The 22,814-nt window shown below is 73.4% G+C and carries 20 protein-coding genes; 17 read left to right on the top strand and 3 right to left on the bottom strand.

Features of this window, described 5'->3' with window-relative positions; all coding sequences use genetic code 11:
• The 3 genes from FAF44_RS41530 to FAF44_RS41520 all read left to right on the top strand — a co-directional run.
• Positions 1-740, top strand: a 740-nt coding sequence (locus FAF44_RS41530) for an NAD(P)-dependent alcohol dehydrogenase (protein WP_237108888.1), incomplete at its 5' end; no start/stop codon positions are given.
• A gap of 134 nt (positions 741-874) precedes the next feature.
• Entirely contained in the window at positions 875-4,927 is a 4,053-nt protein-coding gene (locus FAF44_RS41525) for a hypothetical protein (RefSeq protein ID WP_237108887.1), read from the top strand.
• Between the two features lie 89 nt (positions 4,928-5,016).
• Positions 5,017-5,472 carry a pyridoxamine 5'-phosphate oxidase family protein gene (locus tag FAF44_RS41520; protein ID WP_237108886.1) on the top strand — a complete coding sequence of 152 codons (456 nt, stop codon included), beginning with the start codon at positions 5,017-5,019 and terminating at the stop codon, positions 5,470-5,472.
• On the opposite strand, the gene FAF44_RS41515 is transcribed toward FAF44_RS41520, so the two are convergent.
• On the bottom strand, positions 5,469-6,653 hold the full coding sequence (locus tag FAF44_RS41515; protein ID WP_237108885.1) for a methyltransferase domain-containing protein: 1,185 nt from the start codon (positions 6,651-6,653) through the stop codon (positions 5,469-5,471). The two genes, FAF44_RS41520 and FAF44_RS41515, sit on opposite strands and share 4 nt — an antisense overlap.
• Before the next feature lie 139 nt (positions 6,654-6,792).
• Here FAF44_RS41515 and FAF44_RS41510 point away from each other — a divergent pair, with 139 nt between their 5' ends.
• Positions 6,793-7,080: an iron-sulfur cluster assembly accessory protein gene (locus FAF44_RS41510; RefSeq protein ID WP_237108884.1), complete on the top strand. Its 288-nt coding sequence runs from the start codon at positions 6,793-6,795 to the stop codon at positions 7,078-7,080.
• 57 nt (positions 7,081-7,137) lie between these two features.
• Here FAF44_RS41510 and FAF44_RS41505 read toward each other — a convergent pair whose 3' ends face one another.
• The gene (locus FAF44_RS41505; protein ID WP_237108883.1) at positions 7,138-8,118 is read right to left on the bottom strand and encodes an acetylxylan esterase; all 981 of its coding nucleotides are present in this window, start codon (positions 8,116-8,118) and stop codon (positions 7,138-7,140) included.
• Between the two features lie 112 nt (positions 8,119-8,230).
• On the opposite strand from FAF44_RS41505, the gene FAF44_RS41500 reads away from it, so the two are divergent.
• The 4 genes from FAF44_RS41500 (at position 8,231) to FAF44_RS41485 (ending at position 11,553) form a co-directional block, all read left to right on the top strand.
• Positions 8,231-8,506: a hypothetical protein gene (locus tag FAF44_RS41500; RefSeq protein WP_237108882.1), complete on the top strand. Its 276-nt coding sequence runs from the start codon at positions 8,231-8,233 to the stop codon at positions 8,504-8,506.
• A gap of 34 nt (positions 8,507-8,540) precedes the next feature.
• Positions 8,541-9,884, top strand: a complete 1,344-nt coding sequence (locus FAF44_RS41495; protein WP_308193472.1) for an alpha/beta fold hydrolase — start codon at positions 8,541-8,543, stop codon at positions 9,882-9,884.
• 103 nt (positions 9,885-9,987) lie between these two features.
• A complete protein-coding gene (locus FAF44_RS41490; protein WP_237108881.1) occupies positions 9,988-10,530 on the top strand; it encodes a DUF4142 domain-containing protein in 543 nt (180 codons plus the stop codon).
• A gap of 138 nt (positions 10,531-10,668) precedes the next feature.
• Positions 10,669-11,553, top strand: a complete 885-nt coding sequence (locus tag FAF44_RS41485) for a PRC and DUF2382 domain-containing protein (RefSeq protein WP_272895729.1) — start codon at positions 10,669-10,671, stop codon at positions 11,551-11,553.
• Positions 11,554-11,600: 47 nt separating this feature from the next.
• On the opposite strand, the gene FAF44_RS41480 is transcribed toward FAF44_RS41485, so the two are convergent.
• Positions 11,601-13,298 carry an exo-alpha-sialidase gene (locus tag FAF44_RS41480; RefSeq protein WP_237108879.1) on the bottom strand — a complete coding sequence of 566 codons (1,698 nt, stop codon included), beginning with the start codon at positions 13,296-13,298 and terminating at the stop codon, positions 11,601-11,603.
• Between the two features lie 257 nt (positions 13,299-13,555).
• Here FAF44_RS41480 and FAF44_RS41475 point away from each other — a divergent pair, with 257 nt between their 5' ends.
• The 9 genes from FAF44_RS41475 to FAF44_RS41435 form a co-directional block, all read left to right on the top strand.
• Entirely contained in the window at positions 13,556-14,461 is a 906-nt protein-coding gene (locus FAF44_RS41475; RefSeq protein ID WP_237108878.1) for a hypothetical protein, read from the top strand.
• 70 nt (positions 14,462-14,531) lie between these two features.
• Positions 14,532-14,798, top strand: a complete 267-nt coding sequence (locus FAF44_RS41470) for a hypothetical protein (protein WP_237108877.1) — start codon at positions 14,532-14,534, stop codon at positions 14,796-14,798.
• Between the two features lie 125 nt (positions 14,799-14,923).
• On the top strand, positions 14,924-16,261 hold the full coding sequence (locus tag FAF44_RS41465; protein ID WP_237108876.1) for an FAD-binding oxidoreductase: 1,338 nt from the start codon (positions 14,924-14,926) through the stop codon (positions 16,259-16,261).
• Positions 16,262-16,358: 97 nt separating this feature from the next.
• A complete protein-coding gene (locus FAF44_RS41460; RefSeq protein WP_237108875.1) occupies positions 16,359-17,954 on the top strand; it encodes an MFS transporter in 1,596 nt (531 codons plus the stop codon).
• 26 nt (positions 17,955-17,980) lie between these two features.
• Positions 17,981-19,123, top strand: coding sequence for an FAD-dependent monooxygenase (locus tag FAF44_RS41455; protein WP_237108874.1), 1,143 nt, complete (start codon positions 17,981-17,983; stop codon positions 19,121-19,123).
• A 130-nt stretch (positions 19,124-19,253) separates the two neighbouring features.
• Complete coding sequence (locus tag FAF44_RS41450; protein ID WP_237108873.1) at positions 19,254-20,309, top strand: acyl-CoA desaturase; 1,056 nt, start codon at positions 19,254-19,256, stop codon at positions 20,307-20,309.
• A 168-nt stretch (positions 20,310-20,477) separates the two neighbouring features.
• Positions 20,478-20,999, top strand: coding sequence for a hypothetical protein (locus FAF44_RS41445; protein WP_237108872.1), 522 nt, complete (start codon positions 20,478-20,480; stop codon positions 20,997-20,999).
• 180 nt (positions 21,000-21,179) lie between these two features.
• Entirely contained in the window at positions 21,180-21,764 is a 585-nt protein-coding gene (locus FAF44_RS41440; protein ID WP_237108871.1) for a copper resistance protein CopC, read from the top strand.
• Positions 21,754-22,814 (top strand): hypothetical protein (locus FAF44_RS41435; protein ID WP_237108870.1); only part of this gene is annotated, 1,061 nt, incomplete at its 3' end. The genes FAF44_RS41440 and FAF44_RS41435, both read left to right, overlap by 11 nt.

Below are 22,814 nucleotides of genomic sequence, written 5' to 3'. Positions count from 1 at the left end.
CCCCACACCCGGTCGCCCACCCGGGGGCGAGGGGCCCCCGGGTGGGCGACCGGGTGTGGGGGGTGCTGGGCCGCTCGCTCGGCAGCGCCGCCGAGTACCTGACGGTCGGCCCGAGCCGCATGTCCCTGGTGCCCGAGGGTCTCGACCTGGTCGAGGCCGCGGCGCTGCCGGTGGGCACGACGGCGATCACGGCCCTGCGCGACAAGGCCGGGCTGCGGGCGGGCGAGCGCCTGCTCGTCCGCGGGGGCAGCGGCGGTGTGGGCGTCGTGGCGGTGCAGCTCGGCAGGGCGCTGGGCGCGCACGTCACCGCGCTGGCCGGGGCGGGCAACCTCGGCCTCGTCCGCGACCTCGGCGCCCACGAGGCCCACGACTACGCCACCACCGGCCCGGCGGAGCTGGGGTCGTTCGACGTCGTCCTGGACACCGTCGGCACCGAGCATCGCGCCTACCGGCGGCTGCTGACCCGCTCGGGCCGCATGGTGGCGATCGCCTTCGACCTCTCGCGGCCGGCCGCGTCCCTGGCCTATCTCGCCGCCTCGGCCGCGTACGGCCGCCGCCGGGTGCGCGCCTTCAGCGGCGACCCCGGCCACCGCCTGTTCGCCGACCTGGCCCGGTACGCCGGCAGCGGCGCGCTCCGCCCGGTCGTGGACCGGGTGTTCCCGCTCGACGACATCGCCGGGGCGCACCGGGCCCTGGAGGCGGGCGGCGTCCGGGGCAAGATCGTCGTGCGGGTCGTCTGAGAGGCCGTCGCCGCCTTGACAGAAAATTGGAGTCCCATGTCGGATCCCGTTTGACGGACGGTTAGGAACTATGGTCGTCTCGTGACTTATGTTTCTGATGGGATGAAATAGACAGGTCCGGGGGAGAACGTTTCATGCCGCACGCCCTCCTGCGCGTGCTCGCTTCGACGACCATCGCCGGCACGTTCATCGTGGCCGTGCCGTCCGTAGCAGGGGCCCAGGCCCCGTCCACGCAGGCCCCGCTCACCCGCGGGGAGTCAGTATCGGCGAATGTCCGGGCGCGGCCCGTGCCCGCCGTCCAGGAACCACCGGCCGCCTCGGTGACCGTGCCGCAGCGCGCCTCGCTCGCCCTCCAACCGGCGGGCGAGGAGCGCGTCGGGCCGGACGCGCCCGAGGTCACCACGCCCGCGGGGCCGGCGCTGGGCGACCGGATCACCTCCGAGGCGCTCGCCGTCCAGGAGGAGCAGGGGTTCGGCCGCCGGGCGCCCGCCGTGGGCGACGTGCTGCCGGACACCTCGCAGGCCGAGACGCTCGCCCTGATCAAGCCGCTGGCCGCCGTCGCCAAGACCTTCGAGAAGCTCGGCGCGTCGGTCCCCGGGCTGACCTACCGGCTCTGCGTGGAGAGCGCCGCCGTCCCGGTCTCCTGCTCGGTCCGGCAGCCGGTCGGCGTGCCCGTGGCCGCCGACGTGACCGGCGACTCCAAGCCCGACCTGGCCGCCGGCCTGGTGCCCACCGCCGACCCCGGACAGGGCGCGGCGGGGATCTCGTTCGCCGTCAAGCGGCTGTCGGACGAGAGCGTCAGGGCGCAGGTCTGGGCCGAGTACGACGGCAAGGTCTCGGTCGGCTTCGACGGCCTGCGCCGCGGCTCGTCGCTGTCGGCCTACGACCGGGGCACGTTCACCGTGGACCTGGCGGGCAAGCGGGTCAAGGCCGTCGTCGACCGCGAGGAGCCGGGCCGCAGCGCGGCCGTCGTGGCGGGCCTGACCGGGCGCACCGCCGTGAGCCTGAGCCAGACCCCGGCCACCGAGAAGCTCACCGCGAACGCCACCCTCGGCACCCCCACCATGAGCGTCAGCGCCTCCGCCCCCACCAGGGTCGAGGCCGTCGCCGTGACGGGCAACCGCTTCACCCACGCCGTGCTCGACCGCATGCCCGCGCGCGCCGAGGTACGCCTGACGGACGGCGAGGTGCGCTTCTCCGCCCCCTCCTCGGTGGCCCGCGCCCGCCTGCACGACCTCGAGTACCGCGAGGGACGCCTGTCCAGGGTGACCGAGATCGAGTTGCGGCGGCTGCCGCCGTCCTTCACCGCGAAGCTCGCCACCGCGAACGGCAAGCAGACGCTCTCCGTCGCCACCGCCTCCGGCCGGGCCGGCTCCGCCACCCTGCGCTACTTCGACCGGGCGGCGGCCAAGACCGTGCTGACCGCCGAGCTGAGCGCGCTGCCCGCCAAGGTGCGCCTGGTCAACGACCTGGCCGCGCACCGCGTCACGCACGAGAGCAGTTCGCCCATCGGCCGGTTCGCCGTCGTGCTGCAGCGTAACGAGGGCGCCGTGTCCAGCCCGCGCGGCGGCCACGTCACCATGATCAAGGACGGCGCCGCCGTGGGCGTGTCCGGGCTGCTGTCGGGCCTGTCCGGGTTCGACGTCACGTACGGGGCCACGCCGCACGTCCACCTCGCCGTGGACTCCAGCGGACGCCCGTTCGTGGGCGCGGCCAGCATCGACCGCACCCACGTGGCCCGCATGGAGATCTCCAACACCCCGGCCACCGTGGACGTCACGCTCGACCCCGAGGCCAGGAAGGCCAGTTACCAGGCCAGCGGGGTGATCGAGCGGCTGCGCGCCGCCTACGTCAACCTCAGGTCCGGCCCCACCGTGGACGGCACCGTGCTCGGCGTGCACGACGACGTCAAGGCGTCGTGGGCGATGGGCGAGAGCTCGACGGTCAAGGTCGTCACCTCCTCCAAGATCGAGGAGGTACGGATTTATGCCAATAAAGCGAACGTCACGAAGGCCACCGGCGAGGACCTGCGCGTCACCGTCAAGGGTGTGCGCAAACGGGCCGAACTCGTCGCCGACACCAAGGCCCAGACCCTGACCTGGGCCTCCGACGGGCCGGTCGAGAGCGTGTCCGCGCTGGCCAGGGCCAAACTCGGCGACCGGTACGCCCGCGCCGCCGCCGAGGTCACCGGCGTGCCCGCCGAGTTCGACGCCTCCTGGAACGCGGCCTCCTACCGCTTCCGCGGCCGGTCCGGGCCGGTGAAGACGGCCGCGCTGGCCTTCACCAACCACGACGGCGCCAAGGCGCCCACCGGGCCGCACCTGGCGGCCCACTACGACCAGGCCACCGGCGACCTGGACGCCAGCGTGCTGGTCAACAGGCTCTCGCACGTCGAGTTCACCCCCGCCGAGCAGGGCTTCACCGCCGACTTCCGCTCGGCCGTCCAGACCCTCGCCGTGGACGCCGACATCCGGCAGGACGGAACCCGCTTCGGCCTGCTCGGCACGGTCGGCCCCGTGCCCGGACGGCTGGCCGTCACCTCCGCCGACGGCCGGCTCACCTACTCCGGCTCACGCCTGGACGTGCGCGCCCGCGCCTGGCTCGGCAAGAGCGCCGCCCTGGACCGCATGCGCGCCGCGCCCGCGCTGCCCGGCGGCGTGTCGCTGGTGGACGGCGGCTGCGCGGCCGGCTCCCCGGGCTGCCCGCCCGGCCCCTTCTGCACCCCGCGCGGCTGCTACGGGCTCCAGGGCCACCTGGACGTGACCGGCCTGCCCGACCAGGTCACGGTGGACCTGACCGGCAAGACGTTCGCCTTCTCCGGGTTCCGCCCCAAGCGCCGCAGCCTCGGCGTCTACCTGGCCAGCAGTGTCCTGTCACCCGTGCCGATCAAGGCACGGGCCACCCTGACCGGCCTGCCCTCCAAGATCACCAACATGTCGGTGGGGCCGTTCGGCGTGGGCGAGGGCAACACGGTGCAGGCGGCGTACAAGATCGAGCCGGCCGCCACGCTGGGCGCGCTCGACGTGCGGGCCGAGACGGACGGGCTGCGCGGGCACGTCGCGATCGACCCGGTGCCCGCGACGGTCGCCGTCCAGGGCTCCTACGGGGCCAGAACCCGCATCCGGGTGAGCAACTCCGCGGCCGTCGAGCACCTCACCGCCAAGGTCACCCTGACCGGCGCGGGGCCCGGCAAGGGCACCGGCGAACTGCGCTTCTCCGACGTGCCCGCCGTCTTCGGCGTGGACGCCGACGCCTCGGCCGCCGGGCTGAGCGTGCCGGCGGTCACGTACAAGGCGCTGGGCGAGGCCAGCAGCACGCTCGACGGTTACCTCGGCGTGGAAGGCGGCCTGGTGGACCCGTCGGGACGGCTCGGCGACATGTCGTTCGCGGTCCGGGACCTGGCCGCCGACACCACGATCCGGCTGAACCCCGACCAGTCGCTCGACCTGGTCTCCCGGCCGGTCCCCACGGGCCGGGTCACGCTGCGCGCCGGGCTCAGGGTGGACCCGATGGCCCCGCAGAAGATGGCGGTGAGCAAGGAGGTCCCGTACACCAACGGCCTGCTCACCTACCACGTCGGCGGCCGGTTCGGGCTGGGGGCCAGCTCGGTCGGGAACCTCTCGCTGTCCGTCGCCCGCGTGTCGTGGCTCAGGGTGCGGCCGGGGAAGATCCCGTTCGGGCTGAAGGCGTCCCCGGCCATCGGCTACCTCGCCCCCGGCTTCGAGGGCCACTACGAGACCGTCAAGCTCGCCGCCAAGGACGTGAACCTGCGGCCCGACGTCCGGCTGGACCTGCGGCTCAGCAGGGAGATCGGCGAGGACGTCTTCCGCGAGTCGGTCCGGATCGGCCCCGCCACCTCCCTCGCGCTGCGCCGCTACGACCAGCGCATGCGGCGGATCGGCGCCAAGCAGGAGATCAAGGCGGCCGGGATCAGCCTGGCGTGCGTGACGGTGGACGCCAAACCCGGCTTCGCCGCCGGCGCGGGGCGCAACACCATCACACTGCGCGGCGCGGACGGTCCCCAGATGGTCTCGCTGCTCGATCCCGGAGGCCAGGTGCCGGACTACGCGGTGGACCTGCTGACGCACTTCATGAGCCCGTTCCCGGGGGCGGACTGGAAGGTGGCGGGCGCCAAGGCCGGCTCCTGCCCGGCCGGCGGGGGCGAGGCCCGGCCGGGCGACCGCTGAGCGCCCGCCCTTGGGGGCGGGCACGGGTGACGGGCCGCCGGACGCGATAATGGGCGGCCGAGCTCACGCGTCACGAGAGAGAGGCCCCGATGTCCCAGCCCGCCCCGCGCAGCCCCGAACAACGCAAGCGGGACACGCTGCACCGCCTTGAGCACGACGTGGACGCCTGGGTGGCCACGGCGGGCGCGGACGGGACGCCGTACATGGTGCCGCTGTCGTTCCTGTGGGACGGGGCCGCGCTGCTCGTCGCCACGGCCAGCGCCAGCCCCACCGCCCGCAACCTGCTCGCCGGCGGACGGACGCGGGTGGCGATCGGGCTGGTGCGCGACGTCGTGCTCGTCGAGGGCACGGCGCGGGCCACCCCCGCCACCGAGATCCCGGCCGAGACCGGCGACGCGTTCGCCGGCAAGGCCGGCTTCGACCCGCGCGAGGCGAGCGGCTCCTACCACTACTTCCACATCACGCCGCGGCGGCTGCAGGCGTGGCGGGAGGAGAACGAACTGGCCGGGCGCGACCTCATGCGCGACGGGGAGTGGACCGTCTAGCCGAAGCCGACCACCAGCGTGGTGTGCCGCTTCCTGATCACGACCCGGCCGCCGGCGGCCGGGTCGTCCGGAAGGTCCGGGGCGTTCGGGGTGTTCGGGTGGGCCTCGATGCGCAGGGTGCTCGCCTCCGGGCGGCCCGCCTCGTCCCATGCCCTGACGTGCGCGGCCAGCTCCGCCGCCAGCCGCGCCCCGGCGGCCCCGTGGCCGCGCACGGTCAGCGAGCCGTCCGCCTGGAGCACCGCGACGCCGCCGGGCTCGGCCAGGCCCGCCGTGTAGACGGGACCGCGGCCGAAGTCGCCGCTCACCCCGCACCAGCGCGGCTCGTGCAGCGCCAGCCACAGCGCCAGCCCGGTGACGGCGGCGAACGGCGGCGCCGGCTCCTCCCGCCGGACCGTGATCTCGGTGGGCGCCGCGTCCAGCGCCGCAGCGTCGTGCAGCTCGCCCAGCTCGCGCGGCTCGGGCAGCATCAGCAGCGCCTCCGGGTCCCGGCGGAGCACCGTGACCGTCTCGGGCCCCGCGAACGGCCCGCGCATGCGCATGAAGCCGCACGGCCGCACCGACCGGCTCACCCAGCGCCCGCCGTCCCGCTCCATGGCCACCGACACCTGCACGCCGCGCAGGTCGAGCGGCACCACCAGCCGCCCGCCCGGGGCGAGCTGCGCCGGCCAGGCGGGCGCGAGGTCCCACACGCCCACGGTGGCGATGAGCCGGTCGTACGGGGCCAGCTCGGGGCAGCCGCCCGCGCCGTCGAGACAGCGCACCTCGACCTCGCCGGCCCCGGCCGCGGACAGGTGCTCCCGCGCCCGCTGCACGATGTCCGCGTCGAGGTCCAGTGACACCACCCGCCCGCCGGGGCCCGCCAGCCGGGCGAGCAGCGCCGCGTTGTAGCCGGTGCCCGCGCCGATCTCCAGCACCCGGTGTCCGGGCCGCACGCCGAGCTGGCCCAGCATGGTCGCCATGATGGCCGGCTGCGAGGACGAGCTGATCGGCCGCCCCTCGGCGTCGCGCTTGGTCACGATCGGTTCGTCGCGGTAGGCGGCCTCCGGCTCGACGCCGGGCACGAAGAGGTGGCGGGGCACCGCGAGCATGGCCGCGGCCACGGGCGCGGCGACGTCCTGGGCCGCCTCGAGCCGCGCCACCATGGCCTGCCGCCACCGCGTGGGCCGCGGGTGGGAGTCCATGCGCTCATTGTTCCCGCACGCCGCCGCCACGCGGGGTCCGGCGGGAATTCTTCGTAAAGAAAGAGTCAAGAAGGGTTAGGGCCGGTAGCCGGGGGAAGGGCAGGCAACTCATGAACGTCGACCGTGAGGAGGAGCCGTAGTGCTCACCCTGACAGCCAACGCTGCCCAGGCCATCCGCGACCTGACCGCCGGGGCGCCCGAGCCTTCCCAGAGCGGGATCCGCATCTCGTCCCAGGGGGAGGGGACGAGTTCGCTCACCCTGACCCTCGCCACCGCCCCCGAACCGGCGGACGCGGTGGTCGAGGACGAAGGCGCTCGGGTCTACCTCGACCCGGTGGCCGCGACCGTGCTGGAGGACAAGTCTCTGGACGCCGGTGCCGACGACCAGGGCAGCGTGTCCTTCCTGGTCACCGAGCAGACAGCCTGACGCGTACACCGCCGCGCCGGTGCCCCGACGGGCACTCCGGCGCGGCGGTCGTCGCGTCTAGCCCTGTCCCAGGAGCTTGTGCAGGTAGCGCACCTGCTCCTCCGTCTGGTAGCCGCCCCCGCCCTCGTGGTTGTTCCAGGGCCAGACCGTGATCTCCTTCGGCCCCTGCCAGTGGTTGTAGGCGGCGAACACCGTGGACGGCGGGCAGATGTCGTCCATCAGCGCGACCGAGTACAGCGCGGGCACCGTGCCGCGGGCCGCGAAGTTGAGCCCGTCGAAGTAGGCCAGCGTCTTGAACACCTGGTCGGCCGAGTCCCGCCGGGTGGCGAGGAACCTGACCAGCTCCTGGTACGGGTCGCGCCCGGTGATCTCCACGGCCCGCCGGAAGTGCGACAGGAACGGCACGTCGATCAGCGCCGCCTTGACCCCGGGGTGCAGCGCCGCGGTCGCCTGGGAGATGGCGCCGCCCTGGCTGCCGCCCGAGACCACGACCCGACCGGCGTCCACGGCCGGATGCGCCGCCGCCGCGTCCACCGCCCTGACGGCGTCGGTGAACACCCGCCGGTAGTAGTAGTCGGCCGGGTCGAGGATGCCGCGGGTCATCATGCCCGGGGCCTGCGGTCCCGAGCTGCCGTGCGGGTCGCCGGTGGTGCCGGGGCTGCCGACGTTCGCGCCGCCGTGGCCGCGCGTCTCCATCACGAGCACCGCGTACCCCGCGGCCGGCCACAGCAGGTGGTCCTTGGGGAAGCCGCGCCCGCCGCTGTAGCCGATGTAGTGCACGACGCACGGGAGCGGCCCGTCCGCGCCGCGCGGCAGCAGGAACCAGCCGTTGATCCGGTGCCCGCCCCAGCCGGCGAACGACACGTCGAACACGTCCACGCCGGACAGCGGCAGGTCGTAGGGGACGTACTCGGCCGCGAGGTCGAACTCCGCGGCCTCGGCCAGGGTGGTGGACCAGAACGCGTCGAAGTCGGCGGGCTCGTCACGGTCGGGGCGGTACTCGCGGAGTCGCTCGAGCGGCAGGTCGAACAGTGGCACGTGGTACTCCAGCCTGTAGAAAGGATGCTGATATTTCACCTCATGTCGCCGGTAAGCGCTATCCCGGGGTCGTCGTGAGGTGAAGGCGCCGCACCGGGGTCGGCGCCCGCCTGTGAGCGAGCACGTCGCCGAGGTCGCCTGCTCGCACCTGTATCCCGGCCTGGTCGTCGACGCCCCGGCCGGCGCCGGCGACTTCCTCGTGCCGTTCGGCGACGACTCCGAGTCACGCGCGCGCCTGCTGCGCGACGCCGCGGGACGCCCGTCGCTCAGGGTGGACGGCTGCACGACGGCCAGGGGCACGGTCATCGGCGAGCGGGTGTGGACCGTGCGCGCGTCCGAGCGGCGGGGCGACCGTGTCCGACTGCGTCTCGGACAGGCACTTTCCTGACCGGAATGTCGGAAGTGCACTACGGTTTCGTGTCGTGTCTCCTGACGTCAAGCACCCTCCCTCCGGCAGGACCTCGCCCGTTCGCGCGGTGTCGCGCATGCCGTCCCGCGAGACGGGCACCGTCCGGGCCGGGCTCGGACGGCTGGCGGGACGGGCGCTGGCGGGCGTGCTGGTGCTGGCGCTGTCCCCGATCGCGGGACTGGCCGCGCTGGCGGGCACGGCCCTGGTCGGCACGGGTCCCGACGTGTTCACGGTGGCGGGGCTGGCGGTGTTCGCGTTCGTGCTCTTCCTCGGGCTGCTGCTGTGCGTGCCCAGGCCGCGCGCGGTGTGGGCACGCTGGCTGCGGGCGGCGGTCGTGCTCGGGGTGGAGGCGGCGGTCGTCTGGCAGGTCTGCGCGGCCACGCTGAACCCGCCCGCCGCGCCCGCCGCGCCCGCCGGGGTGAGCGGCCAGCGTGAGTGGCGGCTGCCCACCGGGTCGCGCCTGGCGTACGTGCGGGCCGCGCCGAAGCGGGTCACCCGGCCGTACCCGGTGGTGTTCCTGCACGGCGGTCCCGGTGTGGCGGACCTGGCGGGCGACTCGGCCTTCTACCGCCGGCTCGCCTCCGCCGGCTTCGAGGTGTACGTCTACGACCAGCTCGGGGCGGGCCGCTCGGAGCGGCTGGCGGACCCCCGGGGTTACGGCCTGCCCCGGGACGTGGCCGACCTGGAGGCGATCCGGCAGGTCGTACGGGCCGAGCGGCTCAACCTCGTCGCCCGCGCGGAGGGGGCGCAGCTCGCGGCGTCGTACCTGGCGGCGCATCCGGACCGGGTGGCCCGCGCGGTCCTGTACGCGCCGACCGGCCTCTTTCCGGCCCGCGCCGGGGAGCGGCCCGCCGCCGGATCCGCCGCTTCGGCCCTGCTCCTCGGCTCCGGCGGGCTGCCCGAGCCCCGCGCGCTGGCCGTCTCGACGCTGCTGCGGGTGGACCCGATGACCGCCCACGCGTTCGCCGGCGAGGGCGAGCTGGACGCCTACCTCGCACTCCTGCGCCGCGCGTCGTCACCGTCCTGCCCGCCGCCCGGCCCCGGCTCCGGGGGCTACGTCGCGCTGGCCGGACGGGCCGCGCCCGCCTCGCTCCGGGGCGAGCTGGCCCAGGTGAGCGTGCCCGTGCTGGTCGTCAAGGGCGCCTGCGACGGGCAGAGCTGGGCGCAGGCCACCGGCTACCGCGACGCGTTCCCCGACGCCCGCCTGGCCTACGTCGGCGACGAGGGCGAGACACCGGGGCGCGGCGCCGCCTACCTCGGCGCGCTGCGCGGGTTCCTCACCGACGGCCGGGCGGAGCCCTACGAAGGCGACGATCCGCCGCCCGGATACCGCGGCCCGCTCTCCCCTGAACGCTGACGCCGGGCCCTGACGCGCCCGGACCGCCGAAATGCCGGGCAGCCACCCCTGCGACGATTACGCTCTGTATCTGAGACGTATCACTATGTCATAGGAATGCCTTATGCGTACCAGTCTGACCCTTTCGATGGCCATCGCGGTCCTGGCCACCATCACGGGATGCAACCCCGGCGTGGCGCCGAACACCGCGGCGGTGGCCGTGCGCACCGACGCGCAGCCGTCCGAGCAGGACAAGACCTGGCTGCGCGGCATCCACCAGGCCAACCTGACCGAGGTGGAGTCGGGCCGGCTGGCGATGGACAAGGGCACCACCAAGCGGATCAAGGCCGTCGGGGAGATGCTCGTCAAGGACCACGCCGAGCTGGACGTGAAGGTCACCGAGACCGCCTCGCAGCTCGGCGTCGAGCTGCCCAGCTCCCCTTCCGCGGACCAGGAGGCCCTGGTGGCCCGGCTGGAGGACGCCAGCGGTGAGGACTTCGACCAGGACTTCCTGTCCGGCATGATCAAGGCGCACAAGGAGGTGCTGGCCGCCACGAAGACCGAGGTCTCCGGCGGTTCCTCCCCGGCGGTGAAGTCGCTGGCCGAGACGGCGGAGGCGTCGCTGAAGAAGCATCTGGCCGCGCTGAAGAAGGCCCAGCGGAGCTGATCGGCCCGCAACCCCGGCCGGCGCGTCGTTTCCTGAATTAGAGCGAATCGTGCCCGGCATTTGTGAGCATTCGTGGTGATTTGGGGTATTTGTCCCTTTTGAACCAGGACGAACACATTCAGGGGGATCGTCGTGGCTATGCAAACAGAGATCCGAAACCTACTCGACTGCCATGTGGTGGGGTCGGACGGACAGTCGGTCGGAAAGGTAGGCCAGGTCTACCTCAACGATCGTACGGGCGAGCCGGAGTGGGTGACCGTGCGCACGGGGTTCTTCGGGATGAAGCAGACCTTCGTGCCGCTGGTCAACGCCCGCCGCTCGGGTGAGGAGATCAGGGTCCCCTTCGACAGGGAGATGATCAAGGGAGCGCCGAACATCGACGTGGACGACCGCCTGTCCCTGAACGAGGAGGCCGACCTCTACCGCTACTACGGCATGCAGCCGACCGACATCCCGCGCCAGCGCACGGGTGAGGCCCGCACGCGCGGGCCGGTCACCGGTGAGGGCCAGGAGCGCACCGGCCTGACCGGCGAGATGCCGGGACAGAAGCCCGGCGCGCCCTCCGCGCAGGCGCGGGGCGAGATGCGGGGAGGTCTCACCGAGGACCGCGACATCGAGATGACGCGGTCGGAGGAGCGCCTGCGCATCGGGAAGGAGAGCAGGGAGACCGGTCGCGTACGCCTGCACAAGTACGTCGAGACCGAGCACGTCCAGCAGAAGGTCCCGCTCTCGCACGAAGAGGTGGTGATCGAGCGCGAGCCCATCCGCGACGGCGAGGTGTCCGGAACCTACCAGATCGGCGAGGAAGAGCGGGAGATGATCCTGCACGAGGAGCGCGCCGTCGTGGGCAAGGAGACCAAGCCGGTCGAGCGCATCCACGTGCACAAGCAGCAGGTCCAGCACGAGGAGACCGTCGAGGGCCAGGTCCGCAAGGAGCGGCTGGAGATCGACGAGGAGGGTGTGACCGGAGACGAGAAGGGCAAGCCCTTCGGCCGCGGCGGTGACATGCCGCCCAAGCGGTAAGGGCTCGAACGCGGGGGCCGGCAGGGCCCCCGCGGGCGTGTCCGGGCTCAGGTGTACAGCTCGACCTCGTTCAGCACCGCGCACGTGCGGCCGATCTCCGGGTCGCAGCCCGCCGACGGCTCCGTGACGATCTTGACGTGCCGGGCGGTGCGGCCGATCTCGTCGTAGCGCAGGGCGTAGTCCGTCCTGTCCTTGATCGTGACGACCGGCTCACCCCAGGAGCGGCCGTCGGCGGAGACGTAGACGCGGGCGCCGGCCGGATGGCCGGGCCGCAGGCTCAGGCCGATGCGGCTCAGCGGGTAGCTCCGGTCGAGGTGCAGCACGTAGCGCCCGCGGCCGGTGGAGACGGCGCTCGACCAGTAGCCCGTGCTGCCGTCGAGGGCGCCGCCGGGGTTCGTCCGCGGGCGCAGGCGGCTGGTCCAGCGCATGTCGGTGGACACGCGCAGGTCGCCGCGCCGCCGCAGCTCGGCCAGGTCGAGCCGGGTGCCGGGGGTCGCGACGTCGAACAGCAGCCGCTTGATCGCGTACCAGCCGCCGTGCTCGAAGCGCCCGTGCGCCGGGCAGGTCGACTCGTCGAGCAGCCCGTCGGGTCCCACCCCGGGCAGCTTGCAGTTGTCGAAGACCTGGATGAGCCGGTGCGGCCCGACGGCGGCCAGGCCCGTGTAGCCGGACGAGCCGCGCGCCGGCCACACGCCGTCGCGGTTGTGGAAGGTCACCCAGGGCTCCCGCCACTCGTGCCCGAGGCCGTCGGGGGAGATCGCGAGCCAGTTGTCCGGCCGGCCCGCGCTCAGCACGAGCGCGCCGCCGGGCATCAGCAGCAGCCGCGGGGCCACCCCGCGCACCACGCAGTCGTGGCCGGCGAAGCGCAGCCCGGCCGGCGGCGACCAGGTGCGCCCGCCGTCGGTGGAGCGGCTCTGGTGCAGCGTCGAGTACCGCCCGCCGTCGTGCCGCAGCACCGCGACCAGGCTGCCGTCGGCCGCCTGCTGGAGCGCGGCCTCGTTGAAGGCGAACCCGGGCTCGGGCACGGCGATCACCCCGCGCCGCTCGAACCTGCGCCCGCCGTCGGAGCTGGCGTACACCTCCGACTGGTACGCCCCGGTGGGCGCGTAGCGGGCGTAGACGGTGATGAGGATCGTGCCGTCGGCGAGTTGGACCGGTGTCCCGTGCGCGGCCCCGCCGGGCAGCAGGTCGCCGGGGGTGACCAGGGTGGCCTGGGAGCGCAGCCAGCTCTCGCCGTCGTCGAGCGCCGAGGAGGTGAGCACGCCGAGGTGCGCCGTGTGCGGCCCGGTCCTGGCCGGATAGTACTCCGTGGCGAAGAAGCGGCCGTCGTGCAGTTCGATCGGCGACTCCCGCAGCGGGGTCTGGCTGGACGGGCCGAAGGTGCGCCCGCCGTCCTGCGAGACCGACGCCTCGTTGGTGAGGGTGACGACCCTGTCGACGTTCGTGGTGTAGGTGGCGATCACCTTCGTGGCGGGCCGGTTGCGCGGGCCGGTCACGTCGAGGGCCGACACGTTCGGGAACCCGGCGAAGTCGAGCCGCTCCGAGGCCGACGGCTCCGGCGTGACGGGCGGCGGATAGGGATGAATCCAGTCTAGGAAGGAAGCAGTATCGATCAGGTAAGGGCCGGACTGAGGGGGGCGATCAGGTAGCACGCAGTAACCGCCCTCGGCCCGCGCCGGACTGTGGACGGCAGGCAGCCCGGCGGCCACCGACATGGCCGCGACCATGGCTCTGGGCACCCGCACCGGCTCACTCCTCGCTCGTCGAACGTGCTCTGCCGCACCGTACGGACTCTAGATCAATCACAGGCCGTAACGCCGGATTCACCTGCGGGAAGTCGTGGGATCACGGGTGTGCCCACGCGGGCCGGGGGGCAACCATGCTTCTTCCGTAAAGTGGCAGTTGACAGAAATCCGCCGTCTTACGACGATCGGACCGGCACTATTAAGTGTCAATTTACGTAGGTCGACAAGGCCGACGCGGGTCGGGAGGTGGCCCCCAGATGAGCATCGAGCCGCGGGCGAAAGTGGCCCCAGAGCGCGTGCTGCCAGGCCCGGTGCCCATGGCGCCGGAGACAGCCGCGCAACAGATCGTCGTGCGGAGGATCTGCACGAGGGTCATGCCCGAGGGCATGGACGTCGGGGTCGCCGAGCTGCCCCCCGGCGGCCAGCAAGTATGGATCGACACGCCGGTGCCGCTCGGCGAGCAGGCGTCATGGGTGCTGCATCACCGCATGGCCCGCGAGGTGGCGCTGGTCGGCTGGCACTGCGAGGCCGACGCGGACCACCTGCTGGTCCTCGGGTGGAGCGCCGCGTGCCTGCACAACCGCATCCGCCTGCTGCAGAGCGGGCTGCGCCGGCTGACCGACTTCGAGCCGACCGCGCAGCGGGCCGTGCAACTCGACGGCCACCACCCCGACGACGAGCCCACCTCGGCGCTCGTGGCCGGCGTGTGCGCCTCGATCGAGCGGCGGCTGCGCTGGCCGGAGCGGCTGGCCGAGCTCGACGGGTTCGAGCGCAGCTCGGGCCTGCCGCACCTGCAACTGCTCCTCGCCCAGGTCACCGGCCTGGAGGCGAAGGTCGCCGGCGCCTGCCAGGAGCACCTCGTGATGGCGCGGGTGCTGGCCCGGGCCGTCTGTGAACACTACGCGCGGCACTCGGACCTGGTCCGCGCGCAACGCCAGGTGCTGGGCGAGTCCCGCCGCTGGGTGCACGCCAGTTCCATGATCAGAGGCTCGGCCGGCGCCCGGCCGAACCCGCCCGGCGGCGGCCGTCCCCACATGGGGCTGGCGGAGCGTCGCATCGCCGCGAGCGTCATCAACCACGGCGTGCCACGGGCCACCCCCGCGGCCGTCGCTCCACGAGCCGGCTACCCCGGCCTCGGGGAGGCCCAGGAGGGCGCGCGCTGATCCCCGATCCGCTCAAGGGCGAGCGGCCACCCGGAAAACCCCACCCCAGTCCGGTAGGAGAGCTCCCGTCATGCGAACCCCCCCGCACCTGCCCGCCCGCCAGCGGCACGAGCACACCGAGCACGTCCGGCGGCACCCGTACGGCCGGCACGAGATCCCCGTCCAGACCCCGCCGCTCGGCACGCTGGACTTCCCCGGCACCGCCCTGCTCCCCGACACCCTGCCCGAAGGGCTCCCCGAGGAGAACGAGCACGTCGAGCAGCGGCTGCTCGGCATCAGAGAGATGTCCAACCAGGCCATCGGCTCCATCGACGACCTGCTCCAGCACACCGTCTGACGTGTGCCCCCCACACCGGCCCCCGCACCGGGAGCCGGACCAGCGAGACCTTGAGGAGAGTCATGCAGGCACTGTCGCGATCTGAGCAGAGGTCGCGTGACGTCGGGGGCCACCGTCCACGTTCCGTGGCGGGAGTCGAAACGCCGCGCACCCTCGACGAGGTGCGCGCACTCGTACGGCAGGCCACGGCCGAGCGCCGCCGCCTCTACCCGATCAGCACCGGCCGGAACTGGGGCATGGGCTCGGCCCTGCCGGTCACCGACGACAACGTGCTCGTGGACCTCGGCGGCATGAACCGGATCCGCGGCCTCGACCTGGAGGCCGGATTCGCCGTCATCGAGCCGGGCGTCACCCAGCGCCAGCTCGCCGCGGCGCTGCGGGAGACCCCGTGGATGCTCAACGTCACCGCCTCGTGCGCCGACACCTCCGTCATCGGCAACGCGCTCGACCGCGGTGACGGCTGCATCCGCTCCCGCGTCCACGACGTGGCCGGGCTGGAGGCCGTGCTGGCCGACGGCAGCGTCGTCACCACCGGCGGGCTGGACCCGGCGGGGCGCTACCACGGCCGGGTCGCCGGGCCCGACCTGACGCAGGCGTTCGTCCAGCACAACCTCGGCGTGGTCACCGCCATGGCCGTCTCGCTGGTGCCGCGCCCGGAGACCATCGGCCTCGTCTACGGCCGGATGCCGCGCGAGCAGGCCGGCATGGCGGTCGGCGCGGTCAGCGACTTCCTGCGCCGCGGCAACCCGGCCGACGGGCTGCTGCGCGTCCGCGAGGTGTCGCTCGTCCCCGGCTCGGGCGACTGGATGCTGCCCGAGGGCGTGGACCCGAACCTGTTCACCATCCTCGGGCCGCTCATGGGCGGCAACGCCACGGTCGAGCTGGCCGAGGAACTGCTGCGCAAGGCGCTCATCGAGGTCGAGGGCGCCGAAGCGCTGCGCGTGGTGGACGCCGCCGAGGTCGCCCCCGACGACCCGATCTACCCCAGGGCGCTGATGTCCCAGGGCATCCCCACCTGCCGGGGCGTGCACAACGCGCTCGGCGTGACGTCGTGCGAGCGGATCGACGAGGGCGCGATGGGCTTCCTGGCGCTGATGCCCCTGCTGCCCATGCACGCCCGCAAGACCGACGAGGTCATCGCCGCGCTGCAGACGGCGGTGGACCGCCACGGCACCGCCCTCATGGTCGAGCTGAACCTCGTCGGCAAGCACCTGGCCAACGGCGTCATCCAGATCTTCTTCGAGCGCGGCGTCGCCGACGCCCCCTACCGCGCCCACCAGCTCCGCAACGACGCGAGCTGCGTGCTGCGCGGGCACGGCTGCGCCATCTACCGCTCCGACATCGACCACGCCGCCGCCGACGTCTGGTCCGAGACCAGCACCGCCGGCCTCGGCATGCTGCACAGGCTCAAGACGGCGCTCGACCCGGACGGCCTCATCTCGCCCGGACGCTACGGCGCCTGACAGCTCGACCAGGGACACCAACGTCAAAAGGCTTCGCCCCCGCGCCGCCGGAGTGCGCGGAAGGCGGAGACGAGCCGACGCTCACATAGGAGGACACGTGCGTTCGTCACCAGCGGCCGTCAGGACGACCGGCGCGAACCGGCATCACGGCGTGATGCTGCGCCTGGTCGGTGCCGGTGTCATGTTGACGGTGATGGCCGACACGACGGCCACCACCATGGCAGTGGGAATGCTGCGCTACGCACCCGGCGGCGCGGGCATGCCGCTGGGTGACCTGGTCTGGCTGACCAGCGCCGCGTTCATCCCGATCGCGGCCCTGCTGGCCTCCGCCGGCCGGTGGGCCGACCTGTTCGGCCGCCGCCGGGTGCTGGCGGTCGGGCTCGTGGTGTTCGTGCTCGGCGGGATCGCCACCGTCACCGTCGAGTCCTGGTCGTACGTGCTCGCCGCGCGGGCCGTCCAGGGCGCCGGAGCCGCGGCGATGATCCCGGCCAGCCTCGGGCTGCTGCTCGGCGAGTTGCCGGAGTCGCAGCGGCGCGGCGCGATCGCGCTGTGGAGCTCCGCCTCCGGCCTGGGCTGCCTGCTCATGCAGGCGGGCGGGGGCTGGCTGGCCGTCGCCGTCGGCTGGCGGGCACTGTTCCTCCCCGACGTGATCATCGGTGTCGCGCTGCTCGTCGCGTGCGTGTGGCTGCCGTCCGGCCGCCGCGCCACCGGCAAGGGCGTGCCGGACATGCTCGGCGCGTGGCTGCTGGCCGCCGGGATCGCCGTGATCGTCCTGGCCATCTCCAAGGCCATGGCCTGGGGCCTGGACGTGGTGTGGCTGGCGCTGGCCGCGCTGGCCCTGATCGGCGGCGCGCTCGCGCAGGCCAGGCACCACCGCATGCCCGCGATCGACCTGGCCCTGTGGCGGCGGCCCCGGTTCGTCTGGGGCTGGCTGGCCACCTGGGGCTTCGGGGCGCTGTCGTACGGGCTGCTCACCGTGCAGCCGCTGTACCTGCTGCACCTCGGCTACCCCATGCTCGAGGTGGCCATGTGGCTGACCCCCACCTCGGTGGCCGTCGTCGTCACGAGCTTCGTGGCCGGCCGCCTGATCAAGCGGGTCGGCCCGTACGGCCTCATCTACGCGGGCTCCCTGCTGTGCGGCGGCGCCTGCGTGCTCGTCCTGACCCAGTCGGGCCCCACCATCTGGGGGCTGATCGCCAGCGTCGTGGTCGGCATGGGCGTCGGAGCGCTCGCGCCCGGCACCTCCATCGCCACCACCCTGGCCGCCCGTCCCCACCAGTACGCCTCCGCCGTCGGCGCGGCCACCATGGCCCGCATGGTCGGCGGGGCGGTCGGCGTCGCCGTCGTGTCCGTCGTGATCGACCATCCGTTCATGACCGGCCCGTTCGCGGGCCTGGCCGGCGCGCTCGCCCTGTGCGTGGCCATCTCCGTGCTGATCGGGGCACTGGCCCTGACCAAGATCACCCGGCTGCGGCCGGACCCGGGTGACGTCATGATCAAGGTGCCTCGCCGGCTGCTGCTCGAGCTGCGCATGACCCTCGCCACCGTTGCGGCGGAGGCCGACGCGCTGCTGCCAGTCGAGACCCGCACACCCCCCGCAGACGCCCCCGTGGACGCGTCCACGGGCTCTGTCCCGCGACCGCGGACGGCCGAACCCGGTTCGCTCGCCGGCACTCGCGGGCACACGAACTAGTTCAACCATTCAGAAGGGCTCTCGTCATGGCAACCACATCGTGCGACGTAGCCATCGTCGGCGCCGGGCTCGGCGGCTGCTTCCTGGCCTTACTGCTGGGACGCCGCGGTCAGCGCGTCGTCGTCATCGAACAAGGGGCCTCCATCCCCAGCGCCGGCGCCGACTTCCTCAAGCCCCCCGGCCTGCGGGTGCTGGCCCGGCACGGACTGGCGGACCTCGTCGAACGCCATGGCCTCAGGCGCGACACCATCCGCTACTACCACGATGGCGACCCGATCCAGGAATGCCGTTTCCCCGGTGAGGGCTTCCTCATCCGCCCCTACCGCGAGCTGGTCGAGCTGATCTACACCTCCTGCGCGATGGAAGGCGTCGAGTTCTGGTTCGACACCACCATCGACGGCGTCACGACCGGCGAGGGCCACGTCGAGGAGCTGACGCTCTCGGACGGCCGCAGGCTGCGGGCCGGCGCGGTGATCGGCGCCGACGGCACCAGGTCCGCCGTACGCGAGGCGCTGGGCATCGAACAGTCCACGATGCCGTACGAGCGGCTGCTCATGCGGGTGGCCACCGTGCCGCTCAGCGCCAGCGTCGCCCAGCTCAACCGGATGTACTTCAGCTCCGGCGGCTGGCTCGCCTACCTCTACCCGATCAACAGGGAAGAGGCCCGCGTGTTCGTCGGCCTGCCGCCCGAGGACGACAAGGAGATCTTCCAGGACGGCATCCCGGCGCTGCTCGACGAGCTGAAGAAGTTCGTGACCGACAGCTCGGACGTGTTCAACTCGCTGCAGCCCGCCGCCTGGCAGCGGATCAAGGTCTCCTCGCTGCGGGTGGAGTCGTACCACAAGGGCAACGCCGCCCTGCTCGGCTCGGCGGCCTTCGCCTGCCACCCGATGACCGGCATGGGCATGAGCTACACGCTGCGCGACGCCGAGATCCTGGCGGAGGTCGTCTGCGCGGCCGACGGCGACCCGGAGCTGCTCGACCGGCTGCTGTCGGCCCGCTACGAGCCACGCAGGAACGCCCACCGGCAGCTCATCGACTACGGCGACGCCCTGGCCGCGGCCTTCCACGACCGGTCGGCGTACCTGGCGGCCTTCCGCCCGGACCTGCACGTCTTCGGCGAGGCCGCCGCGTCGCCGGGACCGGCGCAGGCGCTGCAGCCCGCCTGAGCCCGCGTCGGCGGGAAGTGCCCGGTGGGGCGGGCACTACCGCGAGGACGGGTGACAGCGGGGGTCCGCCGGCCACCCCGTCCCGCGATGCTGAGGAGCGATCATCCACTCCTCGGCATCGGAGACACACGTGAGCGCTGCACCGTCCTCATCAGCGGCGGCCCGGCGGGGGAGCGACTACGCGCGGCTCTCCCGGCGCGTCGCCGAGGCCGGCCCGCTCGACAGACGGCCCGGCTACTACACCGCCCGCATCGGCCTGGTGGCCGCCCTGTTCGCCGGAACCTGGGCGGCCTTCGCCGCGATCGGCGACTCCTGGTGGCAGCTCGGCCTCGCGGTGCTGCTGGCGATCGCGTTCGCGCAGGTCACGTTGTTGGCGCACGACCTGGCGCACGGGCAGATCGCCCGCTCGCGGCGGGTCGCCAGGATCGCCGGGCTGATCGCCGGCAACCTGGCCGTCGGGCTCAGCTACGGCTGGTGGATGGACAAGCACACCCGTCACCACGCCAACCCCAACCACGAGGAGCACGACCCCGACGTCGCGCCCGACATCCTCATCTGGTCACGCCGGCAGGCCGAGGCCAGCCGGGGGCTGCCCCGGTTCATCGGACGCCGGCAGGCGTGGCTGTTCTTCCCCCTGCTCACGCTCGAAGGCGTCAACCTCAAGGTGTCGAGCTTCCGCGCGCTGCGCCGGCCGTCGCTGAAGCACCGCGGGATCGAAGGGCTGCTGCTGAGCGCGCACGTGCTCGCCTACCTCACGGCGGTCCTCCTGGTGCTGCCGCTGCCCAAGGCGCTGCTGTTCCTGGCCGTGCACCAGGCGTGCTACGGCGTCTACCTCGGCTGCACGTTCGCGCCCAACCACAAGGGCATGCCGGTGCTCACCGCCGGGGACGAGCTGGACTTCCTCCGCCGCCAGGTGCTCACCTCCCGCAACGTGCGCGGCGGGCGGCTGCTCGACACCGCGCTCGGCGGCCTGAACCTCCAGATCGAGCACCACCTGTTCCCCAGCATGCCCACCGCGAACCTGCGCAGGGCCCGGCCCATCGTGCGCGAGTACTGCGCCTCGCTCGGCATCGGCTACGCCGAGTGCGGCCTGCTGGAATCGTGGCGGCAGGCGCTCACGCACCTGCACGAGGTGGGCGAGCCGCTGCGCCGGGTCAGCTCGTCACGACCAGCTCCAGGCCGTTGAAGTCCTCGCCGACCCGATGACCCGCCTCGGCCAGCACGGTACGGAGCGCGAGCAGCACCGCCGCGCGGATGGTCGCGTGACTGACGAGGCGGTCGCACCCGTGGCGATGTCCATCGGAACCGGCTGCCCCCGGCCGCGTGTTCCGAACCTCGGCAGGCCGGGAACCTTGTGAAAAGATGTCGGCTGTGTCCATGCCGCCACTCGCCCGGCCGCTCACCGGGGCCGCCGTTCTGGGCCTACCTGGCCGGGGTGCTGGCCGCGCTCGGGCTGGCGTACCTGATCGACGGGCGCGAGCGCGGGCCCGTGGCCGTGCTGGCCGTGACCGTGGGCACCCAGACGGTGCTGCACCAGCTCTTCGAACGCCTCGCACCCCCGCCCGCCCCCATGACCGGCCTGATGATCGGCCACCCCGACGGCCATCCGGGGCCCGGCATGGCGCTGGTCCACCTCACGGTGGCCGGGCTGACGGCGTGGTGGCTGCACCGCGGCGAGAGCGCGCTGTGGCTGGTGATCCGCCTGTACGGCGCGCCACGCCCGGTCGTCCGGCTGCTCGCCGTCCTGCCCGCGCACGCGGGGGAGCGGGCCGCGCGCACGTGGCGGCCGGTCACGCCCGGCGCATCCGGGCACCGGGGCCGCATCGTCTCCGGCACGATCAACAGGCGAGGACCGCCCGCGGCGGCAGGCCACTGACGTCACACTGACGCCGTCGCGGGATCGGCGCGTTCGCCGCGCTGATGCCGTCGCTGTCGCCGGGCCGTCGCGGACGCGCTTCCGCCGACGGGGCCCGGCGTTCCTTCATCGCCCTTGCCTGTGCCCGGACGTCCGGCCCCGTGGGCACGGTCGTCCGGAAGATCACTCTGGAGACCCGTCATGGCATCCCTGCCGCGCCCCTTCCGCACGGCGGCCACGGTCGCGCTCGCCTGCGCCCTGCTGGCCCTGCCCGTATCACCGGCCTACGCCCACGACTCGCTCAAGCGCAGCTCGCCCGCCGAGAACGCCCAGCTCTCCTCGGTCGAGGAGATCGAGCTCGAATACACCGCCGGCGTGAAGTTCCCCGTCGTCGTGCTGCACGACGCGGCCGGGGCGGAGATCGCGCTCGGCGAGCCCAGACTCGCCGGGCCCAAGGTCCGCGCCGACGTGCCGGAGCCGCTCGCGCCCGGTTCATACGTCATCGCGTGGCGTGTCGTCTCTTCCGACGGACATCCCATTGAGGGCGAAATTCCCTTCAGCGTGAAAGGATCATCTACGGCATCGGCCGCACCCGCGGACTCCGCGACGGCCACCCCGCCCGCCGCGGCGCCACCGGCAGCCGTCGCCGGGGCTTCCCCCGCGGTGCCGGCGGGGGTCCCGGGCTGGATCTGGGGCGGGCTGGCGGTGCTCGTCGTGCTGGGTGCGGTCGTCTGGTTCCGGACCTCGCGCCGAGGGCCCGATCGGGAGGAAGTGAATGCGGATTGAGCAGGCCAGACAGGTCGCGCTGGAGTGGGTGCGGGAGGAGGGCGCCGCGCTGCCCGGGTTCGCCGGGGCGTTCCTGACCGGGTCGGCGTTGTGGGCCGACCCCGGTGACGTGCTCGCGCCGACCTCCGACGTGGACGTCATGGTGATCGTGGACCCGGCCGCGCCCATCGAACGCCTGGGGAAGTTCCGCTACAAAGGAGTGCTGCTGGAGGTCTCCTCCATGGCCCCGCCCGGCTCCGTGCACGCGGTGCTCAGCGACTACCACCTGGCGGGCAGCTTCCACCTGCCGTGCGTGCTGGCCGACCCGTCCGGGCGGCTGACCGAGCTGCAGCGGATCGTCGCCCGCGACTTCGCCGAACGTCCCTGGATCCTGGCCCGCTGCACCGACGCCATGGACCGGGTGCGCGGGTGGATCATCTCCATGGACGAGTGCGCGCCGCTGCCCGACCAGGTCGCCGCCTGGCTGTTCGGCACGGGGGTGACCGCGCACGTGCTGCTGGTGGCCGGGCTGCGCAACCCCACGGTCCGCCGCCGTTACGCGGCGCTCCGCGACCTGCTCGCCGCGCACGGGCGGCTCGACGTGCACGAGGGCCTGCTCGGCCTGCTCGGCTGCGCCGACCTCAGCGCCGCTCAGGTCGAGCGGCACCTGACGGCGCTGGAGAAGGTGTACGACGCGGCGGCCCCGGTACGGGCGCCGGCCTACCGCTTCGCCTCCGACGTCTCCGCCGCCGCGCGGCCGGTCGCCATCGACGGCAGCCGGGAGCTCATCAGGCAGGGTCTGCACCGGGAGGCCGTCTTCTGGCTGGTGGCCACGTACGCGCGATGCCTGGCCAAACGCACGGCGGCCGGGCTCGGCGGCTACGAGGAGGGGTTCCACGAACTGCTGGCCGACCTGGGGGCGGACACGTTCGACGACCGGCGGCGGCGCGGGGACCGGGTGCTCGCGGCGCTGCCCGAGTCGATCGGCGAGCGGGACCGGGCCGGGGTGCGGGCCGTGCTGGAGGTGGCCGACGAGCTGGGCGCCACGGCCTCGCAGGTCGCGACCGGGTG

Source organism: Nonomuraea sp. MG754425 (assembly GCF_021699195.1).
In the GTDB taxonomy this organism is placed as follows: domain Bacteria; phylum Actinomycetota; class Actinomycetes; order Streptosporangiales; family Streptosporangiaceae; genus Nonomuraea.
The sequence above is the reverse complement of the archived record's forward strand: the minus strand, read 5'-3'. Positions and strand labels throughout refer to the sequence as shown.

Bases quoted from the DNA above. Each gene is read 5' to 3' on its own strand.
- FAF44_RS41455 (WP_237108874.1), top strand. From the start codon at position 17,981: ATGGCAACCACATCGTGCGACGTAGCCATCGTCGGCGCCGGGCTCGGC.
- FAF44_RS41475 (WP_237108878.1), top strand. From the start codon at position 13,556: ATGAGCATCGAGCCGCGGGCGAAAGTGGCCCCAGAGCGCGTGCTGCCA.
- FAF44_RS41485 (WP_272895729.1), top strand. From the start codon at position 10,669: ATGCAAACAGAGATCCGAAACCTACTCGACTGCCATGTGGTGGGGTCG.
- FAF44_RS41490 (WP_237108881.1), top strand. From the start codon at position 9,988: ATGCGTACCAGTCTGACCCTTTCGATGGCCATCGCGGTCCTGGCCACC.
- FAF44_RS41515 (WP_237108885.1), bottom strand. From the start codon at position 6,653: ATGGACTCCCACCCGCGGCCCACGCGGTGGCGGCAGGCCATGGTGGCG.
- FAF44_RS41520 (WP_237108886.1), top strand. From the start codon at position 5,017: ATGTCCCAGCCCGCCCCGCGCAGCCCCGAACAACGCAAGCGGGACACG.
- FAF44_RS41525 (WP_237108887.1), top strand. From the start codon at position 875: ATGCCGCACGCCCTCCTGCGCGTGCTCGCTTCGACGACCATCGCCGGC.
- FAF44_RS41470 (WP_237108877.1), top strand. From the start codon at position 14,532: ATGCGAACCCCCCCGCACCTGCCCGCCCGCCAGCGGCACGAGCACACC.
- FAF44_RS41440 (WP_237108871.1), top strand. From the start codon at position 21,180: ATGGCATCCCTGCCGCGCCCCTTCCGCACGGCGGCCACGGTCGCGCTC.